The 19,467-nt window shown below is 44.3% G+C and carries 13 protein-coding genes and 1 pseudogene; 4 read left to right on the forward strand and 10 right to left on the reverse strand.

The window, feature by feature from the left end; genetic code table 11:
* Nucleotides 1–73: 73 nt before the first annotated feature.
* Complete coding sequence (locus tag QK890_RS06135; protein WP_005809744.1) at nt 74–541, reverse strand: DUF4890 domain-containing protein; 468 nt, start codon at nt 539–541, stop codon at nt 74–76.
* A 960-nt stretch (nt 542–1,501) separates the two neighbouring features.
* On the opposite strand from QK890_RS06135, the gene ahpC reads away from it, so the two are divergent.
* Entirely contained in the window at nt 1,502–2,068 is a 567-nt protein-coding gene (gene ahpC, locus QK890_RS06140) for an alkyl hydroperoxide reductase subunit C (protein ID WP_005775969.1), read from the forward strand.
* A 68-nt stretch (nt 2,069–2,136) separates the two neighbouring features.
* A complete protein-coding gene (gene ahpF / locus QK890_RS06145) occupies nt 2,137–3,687 on the forward strand; it encodes an alkyl hydroperoxide reductase subunit F (protein ID WP_005809747.1) in 1,551 nt (516 codons plus the stop codon).
* A gap of 86 nt (nt 3,688–3,773) precedes the next feature.
* Here ahpF and QK890_RS06150 read toward each other — a convergent pair whose 3' ends face one another.
* The 8 genes and pseudogenes from QK890_RS06150 to QK890_RS06185 form a co-directional block, all read right to left on the reverse strand.
* On the reverse strand, nt 3,774–4,781 hold the full coding sequence (locus QK890_RS06150) for an endonuclease/exonuclease/phosphatase family protein (protein WP_005809750.1): 1,008 nt from the start codon (nt 4,779–4,781) through the stop codon (nt 3,774–3,776).
* 73 nt (nt 4,782–4,854) lie between these two features.
* A pseudogene (locus tag QK890_RS06155) lies at nt 4,855–4,959 on the reverse strand (alkaline phosphatase); the annotation flags it as partial.
* 9 nt (nt 4,960–4,968) lie between these two features.
* Nucleotides 4,969–5,955: a metallophosphoesterase family protein gene (locus QK890_RS06160; RefSeq protein ID WP_005809754.1), complete on the reverse strand. Its 987-nt coding sequence runs from the start codon at nt 5,953–5,955 to the stop codon at nt 4,969–4,971.
* A gap of 73 nt (nt 5,956–6,028) precedes the next feature.
* Nucleotides 6,029–7,552, reverse strand: a complete 1,524-nt coding sequence (locus QK890_RS06165) for a SusD/RagB family nutrient-binding outer membrane lipoprotein (protein WP_005809757.1) — start codon at nt 7,550–7,552, stop codon at nt 6,029–6,031.
* A gap of 11 nt (nt 7,553–7,563) precedes the next feature.
* Nucleotides 7,564–10,950, reverse strand: a complete 3,387-nt coding sequence (locus tag QK890_RS06170; protein ID WP_032540700.1) for a SusC/RagA family TonB-linked outer membrane protein — start codon at nt 10,948–10,950, stop codon at nt 7,564–7,566.
* Between the two features lie 173 nt (nt 10,951–11,123).
* Nucleotides 11,124–12,089 (reverse strand): FecR family protein, encoded by a 966-nt coding sequence (locus QK890_RS06175; RefSeq protein ID WP_005809762.1) that lies wholly within the window; start codon nt 12,087–12,089, stop codon nt 11,124–11,126.
* A 638-nt stretch (nt 12,090–12,727) separates the two neighbouring features.
* Entirely contained in the window at nt 12,728–13,720 is a 993-nt protein-coding gene (locus QK890_RS06180) for a glycoside hydrolase family 43 protein (protein ID WP_005809764.1), read from the reverse strand.
* 62 nt (nt 13,721–13,782) lie between these two features.
* Nucleotides 13,783–14,328, reverse strand: a complete 546-nt coding sequence (locus tag QK890_RS06185) for an RNA polymerase sigma-70 factor (RefSeq protein WP_032535532.1) — start codon at nt 14,326–14,328, stop codon at nt 13,783–13,785.
* A gap of 132 nt (nt 14,329–14,460) precedes the next feature.
* On the opposite strand from QK890_RS06185, the gene QK890_RS06190 reads away from it, so the two are divergent.
* Together QK890_RS06190 and QK890_RS06195 are read left to right on the forward strand one after the other, a co-directional pair.
* A complete protein-coding gene (locus QK890_RS06190; RefSeq protein ID WP_032540701.1) occupies nt 14,461–16,998 on the forward strand; it encodes a glycoside hydrolase family 31 protein in 2,538 nt (845 codons plus the stop codon).
* Nucleotides 16,999–17,215: 217 nt separating this feature from the next.
* Nucleotides 17,216–18,676, forward strand: a complete 1,461-nt coding sequence (locus QK890_RS06195) for a catalase (RefSeq protein WP_005809771.1) — start codon at nt 17,216–17,218, stop codon at nt 18,674–18,676.
* A gap of 94 nt (nt 18,677–18,770) precedes the next feature.
* Here the strand turns inward: QK890_RS06195 and QK890_RS06200 are convergent, their stop codons facing one another.
* A complete protein-coding gene (locus tag QK890_RS06200) occupies nt 18,771–19,457 on the reverse strand; it encodes a TrkA family potassium uptake protein (protein WP_005775954.1) in 687 nt (228 codons plus the stop codon).
* Nucleotides 19,458–19,467: the final 10 nt, after the last annotated feature.

Here is a 19,467-nt window from a genome sequence, read left to right on the forward strand (position 1 = left end):
TAGCTGACAATTAGTGAGGAACCGGCGCCCTATACCGCTACGCCGGTCCATCACTGATCATCCATACTGAAATTTACTTTCTACCTCCTCTTTTCGGTCCGCGTTCGGCCTTCTGCTTAGTATAGGCCTCATACTGCTCCTTCGTCATTATTTTCTTCAGACTGGCATCGTAAGCCTCACGCGAAGCTTTCATCTCCTGTCGCATCTTTTCTCTGTCTTCTTTCGACATGCGGGGAGCTTTTCTTTTATCCTGTTTACAAGTGCAGCTGTCAGTAGCCTGACTCTGCCCCTCCTTACCTTGCCTCATTTCGGGTTTCATCTTTCCGGGACGTGTTCCCATCTTCTCCATCAGAGCCATATTGGCTTCCAACAGTTGTTTCTTCTGGGTTTCGTTCAAAGAGTATTCTTTCGCCATACGTTCAGTCATGCGCTCGGCACGTTCCTTCGGATCCATATTCTGACCACCTCTGCGCGGGCCTTGTGCCATCGCCATTCCCCCTACCATCAAAAGGGCCACTAACAAAAAACTTATTCTTTTCATTGTTCTTTTCTTTTTTAAATTATCAAATAATCATCTGTCTTTTTTGTTGCAACTGTCTATATGACTAAAAAGTCAGATAGAAGTTTAAACGTGAATACAACTTTAACAAAACGCAAACTTATTTCTATTTTGATTAGACTACACCTGTCTGCGCTCTCTTTGCTTCCATATCACCTTCTCTTCCAAGCACCCTTCCCTCCTCTTTCTACGGCGAAGGCTTTAAAATGCCATTCTGTCAAATTGATAATCGAATGGACCCAGATTCGCTTTTTTCCGGGCAAGAATGCAGTAGAACGTTTTTTTCGTCTCCTTTCCCAGTCAGCCTTTTCCGTTTTATCACCTTTAATCTCTATTTTCAGGCAAGAGAACACTTATTCTATAAGAATAAGAACAAAAAGGGTATTATTTAAGTCCGGCACTTCCCTTTTATCTGTTTCGGCACCTTCATAATCAAAGGTCAACCAGAAAAAAATCTCTCTCTTTTCATCTCTCAAACGGGAACAATATATGGAATGAGAGAAAACATATAGAGATATTCCAAAAAGAAGTAAGCATTTTCTCAAGTTGCTTACGTCTTTCGGACCAAATGCTTACTTCTTTTTCCGGAAACACCGGCTCTTTTGGATGAAAACACCGGCTTTCGCGCCGCCCAAGCCTGCTTCTTGAGGAAGAAAAACTCAGTTTTTGCACTCCGCTCCCGCCGGTTTGATCCGAATCTCCAAAGGGCTTGTCAGCCAATCAGCGTTTTTACTTTCTTTCCGGAAGAGGACTAAAGAAATAAGTTACAATATGAACGTTCCGTCCTTATACCAGGCAAAAAACACATGGAGCTGCATACCCCATAAGATTTCATCTATCAGCCGATAAATATTATCAATGGGATTTTTTGTTGAAACGGGAAATTTTGCCATACTTTTGCAACGTAAACAAATAAAGAATGAATCTAAATAAGAAACAATTATGGAACCAATTATCAACTCACAGATGCCTGAATTCAAAGTACAGGCTTTTCAAAACGGAAGTTTTAAAACAGTAAGCAGCGAAGACGTAAAGGGAAAATGGGCTATTTTCTTCTTCTATCCGGCAGACTTCACATTTGTATGTCCGACAGAATTGGTAGACGTTGCCGAAAAGTATGAGCAATTCCAGGCCATGGGTGTGGAAGTGTACTCGGTAAGCACCGACTCCCACTTTGTACACAAAGCATGGCATGATGCTTCGGAAAGTATCCGTAAGATCAAATATCCGATGCTGGCAGACCCGACAGGCGTACTGAGCCGTGGCTTTGGCGTGATGATCGAAGAAGACGGAATGGCTTATCGCGGAACCTTCCTCGTAAATCCGGAAGGAAAGATCAAGATTGCCGAAATACAGGACAACAACATCGGGCGTAATGCCGATGAATTACTCCGCAAAGTAGAAGCCGCACAGTTTGTGGCTACCCACGACGGAGAAGTTTGCCCCGCCAAATGGAAAAAAGGCGAAGCAACCCTGAAGCCGAGCATCGATCTGGTCGGTAAGATCTAAGCAGTAATTCTATGAAGACCGGCATCCCCCAATGCCGGTCTTTTTTACCCTAATCAATCTTCAATATAATGTTAGACTCAGCTATAAAAGAACAATTACGTACCATCTTCTCCGGATTGGAGGCGAAGTACACATTCGATATCACTGTCTCACCACAGCACGAAAGCCGCAACGAACTCCTGGACCTTCTGAACGACGTGGCATCTTGTTCAGAGAAACTATCTTGCCGGATCCATGAGGGCGAAGGACTGGAATTTACGCTTCTCAAAGACGACCAAAGGACGGGCATCACTTTCCGCGCCGTCCCCAACGGACATGAATTCAGTTCATTACTACTCGCCGTACTGAACGCGGACGGAAAAGGCAAAAACTTCCCGGACGAAGGGATTTGCAACCGGGTAAAAGCATTGAAAGGACCTATCCGCCTGACAACCTATGTGTCACTGACTTGTACCAACTGTCCCGACGTAGTGCAGGCACTCAATGCCATGACCACACTCAACGCCCGGATCCAGCACCAGACGGTGGATGGTGCCATCAATCAAGCCGAAGTAGAAGCCTTGAAAATACAGGGAGTTCCCTCTGTATTCGCAGACGGCAAACTGATTCATGTAGGCCGCGGCGACTTTGGCGAACTGTTGAGCAAACTGGAAGAACAATATGGAGTGGAACAAAGCGCCCGTGAAAGTTCTATCAGGAAGTATGACGTGATTGTAGTCGGTGGAGGTCCGGCAGGTTCCGCCGCTGCCATCTATTCGGCCCGCAAAGGCCTGAATGTAGCCGTTATTGCCGAAAGAATAGGCGGACAGGTAAAAGAGACAGTCGGCATAGAGAACCTGATTTCCGTTCCCTCAACCACCGGAAGTCAGTTGGCCGATAACTTGAAAACGCACATGGCACAATACCCTATCGACCTGCTCGAACATCGCCGGCTTGAAAAGCTCGAGCTTGAAGGCAAAGACAAAGTGCTCACAGCCAAAGGGGGCGAGCGTTTCTCTGCTCCGGCAGTAATCGTTGCCACCGGTGCAAGCTGGCGTAAACTGAATGTACCGGGCGAAGCGGAATACATCGGCCGGGGAGTTGCATTCTGCCCGCATTGCGATGGCCCGTTCTACAAAGGAAAACATGTGGCTGTCGTAGGAGGAGGAAACTCCGGAATCGAAGCTGCCATCGATCTGGCAGGCATCTGCTCCCAAGTCACGGTACTCGAATTTATGGATGAACTGAAAGCAGACCAAGTGTTGCAGGAGAAACTGAAAAGCCTGCCGAACGTAGAAGTCTTCGTCCATTCGCAGACCACCGAAGTGATAGGCAATGGCGACAAAGTTACCGGCATCCGTGTCAAAGACCGTCAGACAGAGCAGGAACAGGTAATCGGGTTAGACGGCATTTTTGTACAGATAGGACTGATGCCCAACAGCGGTATTTTCCGGGAGACGGTAGAAGTAAACCGTCCGGGTGAAATCATAATAGACTCCCACTGCCGCACCAATGTTCCGGGGATCTATGCTGCCGGAGATGTCTCCACCGTTCCCTACAAACAGATTATCATCGCAATGGGGGAAGGTGCCAAAGCAGCGCTCGCAGCGTTCGAAGACCGGATGCGTGGGGAGATTTAAGACACAGAGTAACACAGAGCATTTATGTCAATAATCAATGACTTAAAATTCACTCTGTGTTACTCTATGTCTTCTGTGGTGAAACATCACTTCATCTTAAACGTTACCAACAGTCCTTTATGATCGGTCGGCCATACGTCCAACGGAAGCAGGAATTTGTCTTTTGAAGTCTCCTGTACTCTCTGGTTACGTACAATAGAACCTTTCGGACCAAAGATCACCGCTTTCTTTGCTTCAATATCCTTTCCCTGATAGAAAATAAAATCAATGCGGTCACGTTCGTCCGCTTTCGGTGCCCATGTCAGTTTACCGGGTTCTTTCAGCGGATTATCTGCCGGATATGTAAATCCCGGGTGAGTCAGCGGATTCGGGTAAATATGGCGGTATGTATCTATAAATCCGTCCTTCTCCAACAATGTTGTCACTGTCCAGGGAATTACGAGACCATTATGGTCGTACAGATTCTTGTTTTCCTCAATCCAGTCCAGATGTGAAGGTTCGTTGAAGTCACCGCCTACAATCACGCTATATCCGTTTGCAATGTCCTTTTTGGCCTCAGCGATAAACATCTTGATAGCGTCATCGCGTTGAGATGCCACATTCACTTTGAGCACCTCTTCCACAGTAGTCGGAATAGGTATCTCTTTCCAACTGGAACCGTCATAACCACGCACATTGTAATATGCACAATCCAGATAGTCCAAATGCGCCGTATAAACAGCCACTTTATGTCCGTCCACCGAGCTGGTCAGTTTATAGATACTTCCGTGATCTCCGTTTTCCGGAAATACAGTCAGTGAATCCGTGATCGGATGTTTGCTCAGCAAGCCTGTGTCATAAGTATAGAAAGAGTAATAATCCAGCCCTTTCTCTTTGAGAGAAGCCACAATACGGTCGTTGAAACGAGTGTTATGGTAATTGCGTACTTCACTGAACGTCACAAAATCGGGTTGCAAACGTACAATCTCGTTAACGATTGCATCATATCCTCCCGGAACCATTGTACCTTCCTGCCATACATTCCATTGCAGAACCGTAAATTCACCTTTACCTTTACTTTGCCCCACCATAGTTACCAGCAGGAAAAGCGTCATAAAAAAAATCTTTTTCATTTTATCCAATTTATATTATGTGCATTGTTTTTCTTCGGGTTGTGACAGTACTGTTTTACTTGAAAACCTGTATCATCGGACGTCCTGTCCAAACTTGCGGCTGTTTCACTCCAAAAACATATCCCATCGTGGCGGCAGTGTCATATCGCATCATGCTTTTGTGCAACCTTTATTCTTTAGTAAAATCGGCAGGATAGGTCACTTGTTGTACAATCCCTTCTTTCAGGCGTATCCATGTACGGAAGCTGCTTGCGTTTTCATCCAGCTCTATCACCCTCGCACCGTTTGTCAGATGGTTATAGACTGTATTGCCGCCGGTATAACGTCCGTATGCCAGCAAGATGCCCTTCCATGACACAGCATAGTCGTCATCATGATCATGTCCCACAAATACACCTCTCACATCTCCCATCTCTTTCATGGCAGTAAACAAGCCCGAATTTAACTGGGGAGCACATGCTTTTTCTTTACGAATACCATAAAGTATTGCGCTTTCGGAAGAGGCTGCCTGATTATACTCCGGCAAAGCTATATGAAAAAATGCATACGACGAAACCGGAACGCCATTATTTTCCGCAGTAAACTTCTTACTGTTCTCACGATACCACTGAATCTGGTCAAATTTGATATAATCGTATCCGTTCACCCCTTTTATCTGTGAATAAGAATGGGAGTCGATGCAATAAAGAACCGTTGCATTGCGTTTTCCGTCCGACGACTTCACAGGCAGGATAAAATTGGTCACCCCCGAAATTCCCGGAGTGGTCTGTGTCAGGTTGTAAGGAACGGACTGGATAATCTTCAGCAGCTCTTCACGGGTCAATCCCTGCTCGTTATCATGATTCCCGAAAGTTACGGCAAAAGGAATCTCTCTTTTAGATACCAGATTCAATACCGTACGCATCCCTTCTTCCGCGGGTTTGCCATAAATCACGTCACCTGTGAAAAGAACAAGATCGGGTTTTTCCAAATCCAGTACCTGATTGATACGCTCAACCGATATGTCCGAACGGGGGTCATTATAGATATAATGAACATCGGTAAACTGGACAATCTTGAATTTACCGTCTTTGTTGAACCGGAGAGTTTGCTGCTGTGCACTTGCCAGCTGAAGGCTTCCCAACAGGATAGCCAACAATAAATAAATTTGTTTCATGGTTATGATTATTTGGGTATAAAGAAGGACGCACAGGATATACCTGTGCGTTTACCTTCAAATGAATAATAATTTACTGGAGAATCCACATTAACTTATTCACATCGTCCGAACCGTTGTACTGACGCTGAACAGCTTCGTTGGCGTTATCCGGATTATAACTGAATTCAGCCTCCGGATACATCCATCTTGTAGGGATCTTATCCTTTTCTGTATTCAGGTTCGTATTCGGATTGATAGGCAATACCGGATATCCTGTACGGCGGTAGTCATAGTAAGCATCATACGGATGTTGCAGGAACGAGGCCAGATAACGTTGCAATAAGATCATCTCCAGGTCTTTTTCCTTATCACCGGATAACTGGATGACCGGTTGTGCCAAGTATTCCTGTATATACTCTTGGGTAATGGTACGTCCATGAGTATACTCTTCCTTATCAGGCGTGTTGTCCGCTATAAAATTCATGCTGGCTTCTATACCTTTCTTATAATAAGTAGAAGCATCTCCCGAAATCCAGCCGCGTACAGCTCCCTCAGCCAATATAAAGTTCTGCTCCGCATAGCTCAGGCGCATCAGAGGTTCGCCCTCCGGAATACGGGTATAACGAAGGTTAGCCAGGCAGAATTCACCTTTTCCGTACAGAACGGAGATATTTGAATAGCTGTCCGAAGGATCTACCGAAAGATAAGCATCCCACTCGGACTCTTTCACCCCTTTGTCTGTCTGGGCTTTCGAAGGAGAAGCATAATAGAACATGCGGTAGTCATTGAACTTTTTCAGGTTATCGATAATCACGCTCGACATCATCAGATAGTCAGAATGCTTGTTTTGTGTATAGTAGAACGGATAAAGCTGTCCGGCCTTATTAGAATATACCAGTTGGAAGTTATCTGCATTCGATGTCATCAGCGAACCCGAGGCAGCCAGTCGGGCAAAGCGTTCTTTCACTTTCAGGTCTGCGTCCGCCTCTTTCTTACACAAGTGGGTCAGTACCTTCAGTTCGAATGCAACCACGGTCTTTTTCCAGTTTTCAGTGTCACCGCCAAAGATAGGGTCACCGTCAAAGTCATCACCCGATGAGAATAAAGTGTAAGCCTCTTCCAAATCTTCCAATACCTGGCGCATCACCTCTTTCTGTGTATCGTATTTAGGTTTCTGAACTCCCTCTTCGCCTTTCAAAGCATCACTGTAAGGAATATCGCCTACTTCCAATGATTTATAGAACAGCTTATAGGCCTTCATAAATTTAGCCAAAGCAGCATACGAGTCCTTATCTCCATCATTGGCCGCATCAATCATCTTCTGGCAGTTTGTGAGAATGGTATAACCGTCAAAATCGGTTCTGCCAAACAAATTGTACTGTTCATCCGAAGCATTCTCCGACCATGCGATCTGCTTGCTCAGCATACTGTGGTATACAAAATTCTTTGCAGCACCCTGTTGTGTGATATTCAGGATAAGTTTTGTCGCCAACATGGGGGCTGTCACCTTGGTTGCGGCATCCGGGTTCGTATTCAAATCATCAAACTTGTTACAAGATGCCAGGATAGCGGCACTTGCTGTAAGTAAAAGCAACGTTTTATTTATTAGTTTCATAATTTCCATTTTTACAAATCAAACTTAACATTAAATCCGACATATCTCATAGAAGGTGAATTCAGGTCATCCGAATCCACATCCGGGTCAGCATACTTAAACTCTTTCATCCAGATCAATAAGTTCTGTCCGATCAAACCGAGTGTAACGCCTTTCATATGCAGTTTATCACATACTGATTTGGGCATTGTGTACAACAATGAAAGCTCACGCAATTTCAGGAATGTACAGTCGTGAACGTTCTGGTAAACCTTGCCACCCGACCACGGATTGTAGTTCTTGATATAGCTTTCATACGAAACCTGTGTATCGTTCGGTGCAAACACACGCGTATCACTGATAATCTTTCCGGTTGTGTCGTATTCAACCTTACCCGATACCACTTTCACACCCTGGCCCACATAGTTCTTTTTGCCGTTCACCACTTCATCATAACGCCATTTGTTATCACTATCGGGGTGTACACCAGTGTTCCACATGGTCTGCTCCGTACGAGAATAAGCCATACCGCCTACACGTCCGTCCAGCGAGATTCCCAAAGTCCATTCTTTATAGCGCAAGGTAGTGCTGAGACCCCAGATCCAGTCCGGATATTCATTACCCATTACCGACTGGTATTTGCTTTGTACGGGATAACCGTTTTCATGAATGATGTTTCCCTGAGGGTCACGTTCCCAGTCATAGATGCCATACCAGTCCCAACGTTTACCGGCAGCTACCCAAGGTTTCTGTGTAGAGTACACCGGGTCAACCTTAGCATAGAAGTAACGGTCACGGGCCCAGTTAGCATTCACTTCCCAATTCCAGTCTTTTGATTGGATCAAAGACGCTGTCAACGAAACTTCCACTCCCCGACGAACCTGCTCTTCATCATAGTTCACCAATGTTTTGGTAAAACCGGACGATCCACTGATTGTAGCTTCACGTGTCAGGTTGTATTTCAGCTTGTTATAATAAGAAATATCAAAGCGCAAACGGTTGTTCCATACATTGAAAGCAGTACCGATTTCGTAAGAACGCGCAGCAGTCGGTTCAAGGGTTGAACTGCGAATCATTTCCGGATATACGGCAGTATTCATTCCGTCCCATACGTTGGTGCTTACACTGTAAGCCTGATTCGTATCATAAATACCCAAGTCGCTCTTCGTTACAGTCCAGGCACCTCTCAGTTTCCAGAAGTTCAGCCATTCGGGCATCTTCAGTAACTGCGACATGATGATACTTCCCGATACAGCCGGATAGAAATAAGAACGTGTTTCCGAGGGCAAAGTAGACGACCAGTCATTACGTGCCGTAACATCCACAAACACGGTGCTCTTCCAGGAAGCAGAGAATTTTCCGTAAATAGAATTCACCTGTTTTTGCTTGTATGAACTTGAAGAAGCAATCGGGTCAACCGATGCTTTCAGCGAATAATAGCCCGGGATGCTCAATCCGTTACGGGTATTCGATGATATGGCATCATCATAGTAATAATAGATGGTACCTCCGACAAAACCATCGATGGCAAAATCGCCAAAACTGTGGTTGGCAGATAACAAGGCATCACCATTGAAACTGAATCCGGTAGATTTGGATGTATAGAAGTATCCGTTCTTGTCCCATCCGCCGCGGGCACTCATTGCGTTTTTCTTTTCCGTACGGCTGGCATAAGCATCGGCACCGGCTCTCATTGAGAAGTTCAGCCAGGGCATGATGTCATATTTACCCGACAAGTAAGTATTTACTTTATCATAATCATTCGATGAAGTCATTTCATGCGCCAGATAATAAGGGTTATCATACCACACGTCATTCATCCAGTTCTGTTCTTCGTCTTTCTTTCTCCAATAGTTTTTATAGTCGCGCACATCATAATCGGTACCTGTCCATACCAACAGGTTGTAGATGTAACCGCCGCCGCCATAACCGGCTCCTTCACCATTGGGATAGAAACGCTTGTTGTAGATCGCGCCTCCTTCGAAACTCAGTTTGCCGAACTTCATGTCTCCACCTACCGAATAAGTAATCTTATTCAATCTCTGGTTCGGATATTGTCCCTTGTTATAAACATGCGACAAAGAAGAGCGGAAACTACCGTATTTACCGGTCTGGCTGATACTGATATTGTTATTGGTGATGAAACCTGTTTCCAGGAAGTTCTTAAAGTTGTCTTTACCTTTCGAAACCAACGGCATCTCTTTCCACTCATAAGTATACGGGTCATACTGTACGGCTGTACGGCCGATATCCAATTTATCACCCCAAACAAAGTCAGCAGCGGTATATTTACCTCCCTGACCGGTACTGTATCCGTGTTGCACTTCCGGCAACACCAGATAGCCGGCATTGAACATCGTACTACTGTTTACCGAAATATTCAGTCCTTCCTGGCTACCTTTCTTTGTAGTCACCATGATAGCTCCCGAACCTCCGCGGGCACCATACAAAGCCGATGCAGTAGCTCCTTTCAATACGTCAACAGACTCAATGTCATCCGCCGCGATATCATTCAGAGAGATATTGCTATACGGCACACCGTCCACAACCAATAACGGAGTCTCACCACGCAGTTTGAGGGTCGGAGCCGTATTGAACTCCGTACTGTTGGTTACGTTCAGACCGGCAACCTTACCGGTCAGTGAAGTAGCGATGTTAACAGGTTTCACAGTGGACAACTTACTTCCACCCACCTTCTGGACAGCATAACCCAATGCCTTTTCTTCGCGTTTGATACCCAAAGCTGTTACCACCACTTCATCAAGCACTTCTGCGTCTTCCGCCATTTTAATTCTCAGCATGGTTTTTCCGTTCACCGGCACTTCCTGCTGTTGGTATCCGATAAAGGAAACGATCAGTACACCATTGGTAGGCACTTCCAATTTAAAGTTACCCTCCACGTTCGTAATCGTTCCGGTTCCCTGAGCACCTTTCAATTTGATGTTAGCCCCGATTATAGGCTCACCTGCGGTATCTACGATGGTTCCCGATACTTGAATTGTATTCTTTTTCTGTTGGGGAGATGCAGCCAAAGACTGTGCTTCAGCCTCTTTGCGTACATGAAGAGAAATATAATTATCTGCGAAATTATAAGAAATATTATTCTTAGAGAGCACCTCGTTCAGTAAATCGGCCACCCTATGAGTACCTTTCTTCACACTTACCTGGCGAGAAGCATTGATTTCTGCATCACTATAGATAAACAGATAGTCTGTCTGTCTTTCAATTTCCGCCATAAACTCCTTTAACGGAAGTTGGTTTCGAGACATGTTTACCCTTGCATTTTGCGAGCTTACACCGGCATGTGCCTGAAGGATAAGCAGAAATAATAGCAAGACTGTGCATTTCATAATTCGCAAGATTTGAATAATTTCACGTTGTTTAATTGCATAAGATAACAGCAATAAGTTTTTTTTCATACTTTTGCAATGTAATAAGGTTAATACTTTGTTGTTTTTTATTAGGACCAGCCAAATGTGTTGACTTTATCGGGAGGGAAAGGTGTACCAGACCATTTCCTCCTTTTTTTCACTTCATACTGTTTTTCTATTTCATAGGCATCTGTTTTTAGTTAGAGTATCATCCGTATTTATCAATAAATAATAATTTCTTCTTCACTAACTATCTTGTATTTGAAAGGCATGGCACCTTGCAAAGCTTTTAAGATGCTCTCCAAAGAATCACTTTGCCGGAATTTACCGGAAATGCGTTGGGTTGCATTGACCGAACGTTCTATCTTGAAATTTACGTCATTCCATAAAGCGACGCTGTTCAGCACTCTCCCGAAAGGTTCCGACAGGAAGCTCACTATTCCGTTCTTCAGGTATTCTTCATTATCAAAGTCCGATTCCCGCTTCATCAGACGGTCTCCCCACAGCACCGCCTTCTCTTTGGGTTGCAGAAATACTTCATTCCTTATATCTGCCGGATCATAAATATGAACACAGCCTTCTACAAGGTCCGTCTCAAATTCAGCACTATTCTTATAGGCCGATATATTGAATTTAGTTCCGAGCACTCTGACCCGATAGCCCTTGGCCGAAACGACAAACGGCTTTTCAGGATTCTTTGCCACATCAAAATAAGTAGCACCATCCAATTCTACTTTACGGTCCGACTCATTAAAAGATGCCGACAGGCGGAGACTACTGCAAGGACTCAGCCAAGCAACGGTTCCATCCGGTAAATCCACTTTTACCCGCTGTCCCTTGGGAGCTGTAATCATAGTATAGTTTTTACCGAATTCCTCTGACAAGTATTGCTTTGTGACATAGAAAGTACCTGCAATCAACACCGCAAAAACAGCGGCATATTTCAAAGATACGATAATTGTCCGCTTCAATCTTTTACGAAACAGGAGTTGCGCGAAATGCTGCTTCCCTTTTCGGCTGACTTCAGGATCGTCCTGCCGGGAGAGTATTCCGGTCAACGCCACTACATTCTGCATCCGGAGAAATTCTTTCTTCAGAGTTTCATCCGTCTCTATCCGGTCGAAAAGGTCTTTTTTCTCCCGGTCAGTCATTTCTCCTGCAAAATATTTATCTATTAGTTCATTCATTTTTTAGGGTTTCTATTAATAAGGCGTAACAGCCTTTAAAATCCACTAAAAGAAAAACAACTTTTTTTCAAAAAACTTTTTTTCTTTGCAATCAGACCCGTGCAGCCAGAATAAAACATCACAATCCCCTGTCCCGGCCTTTCATCGGTTTATACCTCTCCCTCTCCGGAAACCTCTTCTGAACAAGCCCATCACAAGATTAAAATCAAACACACAAAAGTCCCTGATCAAAGTTCGTCAGAATACTAAAGAAAATGGGATTCTTCATATCATACTGTCCATCTCAGCACTCAAGATGTGTATCTTAGCCGCCAAGATGCAAATCTCGGCAGCCAAGATGTCCATCTTAGCGGCTAAGATGAACTTTACATGCAGACCAGAAGATTTTTCAGTCATGACTTCACCACTTCATAAAAAAGCACATCCCATCAAACAATGGACTTCTTAATGCACTTTCTCACTCTTAACGATCACCGTATTCGCCCGAAGATACCCTACTGACCCCAAACAATAAAACGGCCTCAGATGCAATTTCAAATGTCATCGACAGTTTGAAAAAGTCAGCATCTGCGGCCGTTTACAAAACCAGCTTTGTTCATGTGCCATTCTGTTTCCGGCACATCTCCCAAACGATTTCCTTATTTCTTCTTGATCTTCTGTGGAGGTACACCCTCAAAAGTCATCTTCACAGGTTTAATAAATCCGTCTTTGTCAAAAGTCATTTTGTCAATGCAAGTCGCGCGGTGATCGCGCGCATTATCATTCAGCGGACGACGATGATAAACAATATAATAATCATCCGACCCGGGAGCATGCAACACCGAGTGATGTCCGGCACTGGTTGCCACTGAAGAATCCTGCTCCAGAATTTTGGCTACACGTTTAAAAGGACCGAACGGAGAATCGGAAATAGCATAAGCTACAGAGTAATCAGGGCTTCCCCAACCTCCTTCACTCCACATAAAATAATATTTGCCGTCTTTCTTGAACATAAACGGTCCTTCGACATAATTTTCCGGAGTCACTTCTTTATAGATAGTACCGTCTTCGAAAGGTACCAATCCTGTAAAGTCATCGTTCAACTGCACTACATTGCAATGTCCCCAACCACCATAATACATATAATAACGCCCGTCATCATTGTACACAAACTGGTCGATCGGTTGCGCTCCATTCACTATCTCATTAATCAACGGCTTGCCCAGCAAATCTTTGTACGGTCCTTCCGGACGATCGCTGACTGCCACGCCAATGCCACCAATCTCTCCTTCGTGAACATCGTTCGCTCCAAAAAAGAAATAATATTTTCCATTTTTACTAATCACCGAAGGAGCCCACATCGCTTTCTTAGCCCATTTAACGGCTGTAGTATCCAGAACCGAAGCATATTTGGTCCAGTTCACAAGGTCTTTGGAAGAGAAACAATCAAAGAAAGTCTGTTTTTCGTAAACGTCGCTCCAAGTTGGAAAGATCCAATAAGTATCATCATAAATAATGCCTTCCGGATCGGCATACCACCCCTGGAGTACAGGATTACCACTCGTGGCCTTATGGGCAGCCACTTTCTTTTGCTGTGCAAAGCAGCAAGCACCGCCCACCATCAGGACGATGCAAATAACTAAGTGTTTCATTGTTGTGTTTTGAATATAAAATAAGTAATTCCTAATAACTTGACAAAAATAGGGATTCTTTTTCAGATAATGAAAACAAAAAGGGGAAAGTAGTCTTTCAGTTCTTCTTTTAACTTGCGCAATGCGATGGCAATCTGATTCTCAACCGTATTGGGAGAAACATTCAGCCGTATAGCTATCTCTTTATAGCGGAGATTCTGCAAACGGCTCATAATAAATATTTCACGGCAACGCTCCGGCAAGCGATTGATGGCATTATTCAATATCTCCTCAATGTCAGCATCCGAAAGGCGATCGTTGTCAAATGCTTCCAATGAATATAGTTTCAGTTGGAGTTCCCTGTTTTCTATCTCCGAAAGCGAACCTTTACGGATATCACGAACCATCTCTTTACGAAAATAGTCGATACAACGGTTTTTTGCCAATGTAAACAGATAGGCATTCAGGTTCTGAAGTGTTTCGATGATATCTCTGTGTTCCCATAAATAGATAAAGATTTCCTGGACAATATTCTCCGATTCATCCTCTGAAATCAGATACGTTTGGGTAAAACGCAGTAACTTCGGAAAATAAACATCATAAATTTGTGAGAAACCGTCTTTTTTCATACTATCATCTGTTGTAACTAAAGGAACGATAATTATTACACAGGTTGCAAAGATATAAAAAGATTTAAAATTCATTATTACAAATATATGAATATTACTCTTATCTTTGTGAAAAACTAACATAAATACAACATGAAACATTTAGCAGTCTATTTTTTACTGGCATTGCAAGGAGTTCTATTCAGCCTTTCACTCTCGGCCGCAACTCCTCAGAACACAATAGCCTATTGTGATGGGAACGTACGTTTTAGCATTCTCACAGATGGAGTTATCCGTATGGAATGGAGTCCTTCGGGTACGTTTACCGACGCCCCATCATTTGTAGCAATCCACCGTAACTTACCGGTTCCGGAGTACACGGTACAAAATAAAAGTGCGGTGGTAGTGATAAGTACCGCCCGTATGAAATTGAAATATAAAAAAGGGAAAGGTCCTTTTACGAAAGATAATTTAACGATTACATCGGCCAAAGGAATGTTGCCCTTCGAGTGGACACCCGGTACAACGCAAAAGGGAAACCTGAAAGGGACGGACCGCACACTGGATGGTTTTGAAGGAAACCACAACATATACAGCCATCAGGACATGAAGCTGGAAGACGGTCTTCTCTCAACAGACGGATGGACTCTGATTGACGATTCAAAGAATTTCCTGTTTGATGATTCGGAATGGCCCTGGGTAGAGACACGTGAAAATAAAGACGGACAAGACTGGTACTTCATGGCCTATGGACACGACTACAAAGCTGCCCTGAAAGATTATACAGCCTTTGCGGGAAAAGTTCCTCTACCACCCCGGTACGCATTCGGCTATTGGTGGTCAAGATATTGGAGTTATTCGGACAAGGAGATGCGGCAATTGGTGGACAACTTCCACACTTATAACATTCCTTTGGATGTATTGGTGGTAGACATGGACTGGCACTATACCGAACCGGGGTTCGGCGGATGGACAGGATGGACATGGAATCACCGACTCTTTCCGGATCCTGCCAAATTCCTCGGTTATCTGAAAGACAATGACTTAAAGATTACCCTAAATCTACATCCTGCCGATGGTGTGGCCCCTTATGAAGAAAAATATCCGGAGATGGCACAATGGATGGGAATAGATACGGCTAAACACGAACCTATCCCCTGGGTAGTTTCGGACAAACATTTTATGAACGGTATGCTGAACAAGGTACTCCGCCCCATGGAAAAACAAGGAGTAGACTTCTGGTGGCTCGACTGGCAGCAATGGATGTATGACAAGAAAGTGGACAGCCTCAGTAATACCTGGTGGATCAATTATGTTTTCTTCTCGGATATGGAGCGTAACCGTGATACGCGTCCGATGCTCTATCATCGCTGGGGAGGACTGGGCAATCACCGTTACCAGATCGGCTTCTCGGGAGATGCTGTCATATCATGGAAATCGCTTGAATTCCAACCTTACTTTACTAACTGCGCCTCCAATGTATTGTATGGTTACTGGAGCCATGACATCGGTGGGCACATGTTCAAAGGCGGTGAAAAAGAAATACTCGATCCGGAACTTTTCACCCGCTGGATGCAATACGGTGCTCTGACACCCGTGATGCGAACTCACTCTACAAAGGATGCGGTCCTGAATAAAGAATTATGGAATTTCAAAGGGGATTATTTCGAAGCCTTACGTAACTCGATCCTATTCCGCTACCAATTGGCTCCTTATATATATACGATGGCCCGGGAGACTTACGATAATGGTATTTCTATCTGCCGCCCGATGTATTACGATTATCCTGAAGCCAAAGAGGCATACGATTTCAGAAACGAATACATGTTTGGCGACCAGATTTTGGTAGCCCCCATCACTACTCCCATGCAAAACGGACTTTCCACAGTAAAGGTGTGGCTGCCGGAAGGTAACGACTGGTTTGAATGGACAACCGGAACCTTGTTGAAAGGAGGACAGACAGTAGAGCGCTCGTTTACACTGACCGAATATCCGGTATACGTAAAAGCGGGCTCCGTACTCCCTCTTTACAACCGGGTGAAGAATCTGAACAGCAATAACGAAGAGATTATCGTAAATGTATTCCCCGGAGGAAGCGGTTCGTTCTGTTTCTATGAAGACAACGGCAATGATAAATATTATGCCGACGAATATGCCCGTACCCGGATAGCCTGTGAACGAAAAGATAATCTTTTAACCGTAACGATTGCTCCTCGGAAAGGCAGCTATCGCAACATGCCGCCTAACCGTCAGTTTAAGATAAAAGTATTAGGTTCCGCCATTCCGGAAGCAATCACCGTGAATGGAAGCAAAGCAGAATATGAATACATCGGTGATGAATTGGCATTACTGATCACTCTACCGGAAACATCGTGCAGCCAGGGAAACACGATAGAAATTCAATATCCGACTTCTATCCCGGAATTAAATGACGGAATGGTTTCACAATTCAAACGATTCAGCAAGGCTGTTACTGCTCTCAAATACCGGGATGCCGGGATCGTATTGACCCCTGCCATGGGAGCGACCGAAGCGACCAGCATTGCACTGAATTACTCGCCCGAACGTTTTAACAAACTGATAGAAGCATTCAAAAGAAACTATAGTCAAATGCCGGAAATGCTCAAGGAGCAAAAACTGAACGAGACTAATACCCAATGGTTTTTGGAAACAATCGGCTGGAAAAAATAGAATCACTTACATCTTATATTTTTCCCCACGAAACATTGCAAATCCAAGTAAAACTGATATCTTTGATAGAAATAGATATCACCTATCCATGGATTGAAATTATCTATTTGACGAGTAAACAATTTAGCGCTACTTTTGTCAAGTAATAACACGGAAGAGGGGCTGTAAAAGACTTCACATCATTGAAAGCTTTGCTTCCGGTAAAAACCAAAACTATATGGAAAAGAAAAAACTTACAGCAGCTAATGGTCGTCCTATTGCCGACAACCAAAACAGCCAGACAGCAGGCCCCCGCGGGCCAATCATGCTACAAGATCCATGGTTGATTGAGAAACTCGCTCATTTCGATCGTGAAGTGATCCCCGAACGCCGTATGCACGCTAAAGGCTCCGGAGCTTACGGCACATTTACCGTCACACACGATATCACCAAGTACACACGAGCCGCTATCTTCAGCCAGGTAGGTAAACAGACAGAATGTTTCGTACGTTTTTCAACTGTAGCAGGAGAACGCGGAGCCGCCGATGCAGAACGCGATATCCGTGGATTTGCCATGAAGTTTTATACAGAAGAAGGAAACTGGGATCTGGTAGGTAACAATACCCCTGTGTTCTTTCTGCGCGATCCTCTGAAATTCCCCGATTTGAACCATGCAGTAAAACGTGACCCACACACCAACATGCGTAGTGCCAATAACAATTGGGATTTCTGGACCCTATTGCCTGAAGCCCTCCATCAGGTAACCATTACAATGAGTCCGCGCGGTATTCCGGCTTCTTATCGCCACATGCATGGATTCGGCAGTCATACTTACAGTTTCCTAAATGCTGAGAACAAACGTATCTGGGTTAAATTCCACTTGAGAACCATGCAGGGCATCAAGAACCTGACTGATCAGGAAGCTGAAGCCATCATAGCCAAAGATCGTGAATCACATCAACGTGACTTGTACGAAAGTATCGAACGAGGTGATTTTCCGAAATGGAAATTCCAGATCCAGCTGATGACAGAAGAAGAGGCTGACAACTATCGCATCAACCCGTTTGACCTTACCAAAGTTTGGTCGCACAAAGATTTCCCGTTACAGGATGTAGGTATCCTTGAACTGAACCGTAACCCGGAAAACTATTTCGCAGAAGTAGAACAATCGGCTTTCAACCCGATGAACATTGTTGAAGGTATCGGTTTCTCTCCCGACAAGATGTTACAGGGACGCCTATTCTCTTACGGCGATGCACAACGCTATCGACTGGGAGTAAACTCTGAACAGATTCCGGTGAACAAGCCACGTTGCCCGTTCCACGCATTCCATCGCGACGGAGCTATGCGAGTGGATGGCAATTATGGCTCGGCCAAAGGCTACGAACCGAACAGCTATGGTGAATGGCAAGACTCTCCGGATAAAAAGGAACCGCCTCTGAAGGTTCATGGAGATGTATTCAACTATAACGAACGCGAATACGATGACGATTACTATAGCCAACCGGGTGACTTATTCCGACTGATGCCTGCGGATGAACAACAATTATTGTTCGAAAATACCGCACGTGCTATGGGCGATGCAGAACTGTTTATCAAACAACGGCATGTGCGCAACTGCTACAAAGCTGATCCGGCTTATGGTGCAGGAGTAGCCTGTGCCTTGGGTATTAATCTGGAAGAAGCATTGAAAGAATAATTTTCTCTCTTTTTATATGCGCCTTAAATGTTAGACAATAACATTTATGGCGCATTTTTATATCAATGATTCGTCGTCTTCCGTTATTTGTCTATCACAATGCCTTCCACAGTTTCTGGAAATCATTATATTTACCGTAGCATACCAATACGTCATCCGGACGAATCTTGGCATTCTCGGGCAATTCGTTCACTATCTTGTGCTCTACCAACGAAATGCCCAAGCAATTCTTGATGGTATTGGAGCGTTTCAGTCCTATCAGCTTTAAATGAAACTCTTCATCCAGATTTAACTCATTGACAAAATAGCCTACAAATTTCTCGGGAACATTGAATTTGACTACATAGTATTCCGAATCTATCCGGAAAGTTTCCATCTTTGTACCAAAATCCAGCAACTGCACCAAACTTCGGGCGGCATCTTCTTCCGGAGTCAGTATCTTCTCCAGTCCAAATGCTTCAAGCACTGCTTTGTGTACTCCGTCGATGGCACGTGCATAAATATGTTGCACCTGCTTTTGCTTCAACATAGCCACCACACGGATTGAAGCTCCGAAATTCTCACCAATGGCAACAATCACCATATCAACACTGTTAAGAGGCAAAACGGAAAGAGACTGCTCGTCCGTCGCATCGATTACAAAGGCGGTGGCAATCTTATCTTTTATGCTATCTACCCGTCCTTCGTCCAAATCGGCCCCTATCACCTCGTGCCCTAAGGCGGAAAGTTCCTCAGCCAGCACATGACCGTAGTTTCCAAGACCAATAATAATGTATTTCATAATAAATTCA

The sequence above is a fragment of the Bacteroides sp. NGMCC 1.200775 genome, from assembly GCF_040798045.1.
GTDB classification, from domain to species: Bacteria; Bacteroidota; Bacteroidia; order Bacteroidales; family Bacteroidaceae; genus Bacteroides; species Bacteroides hominis.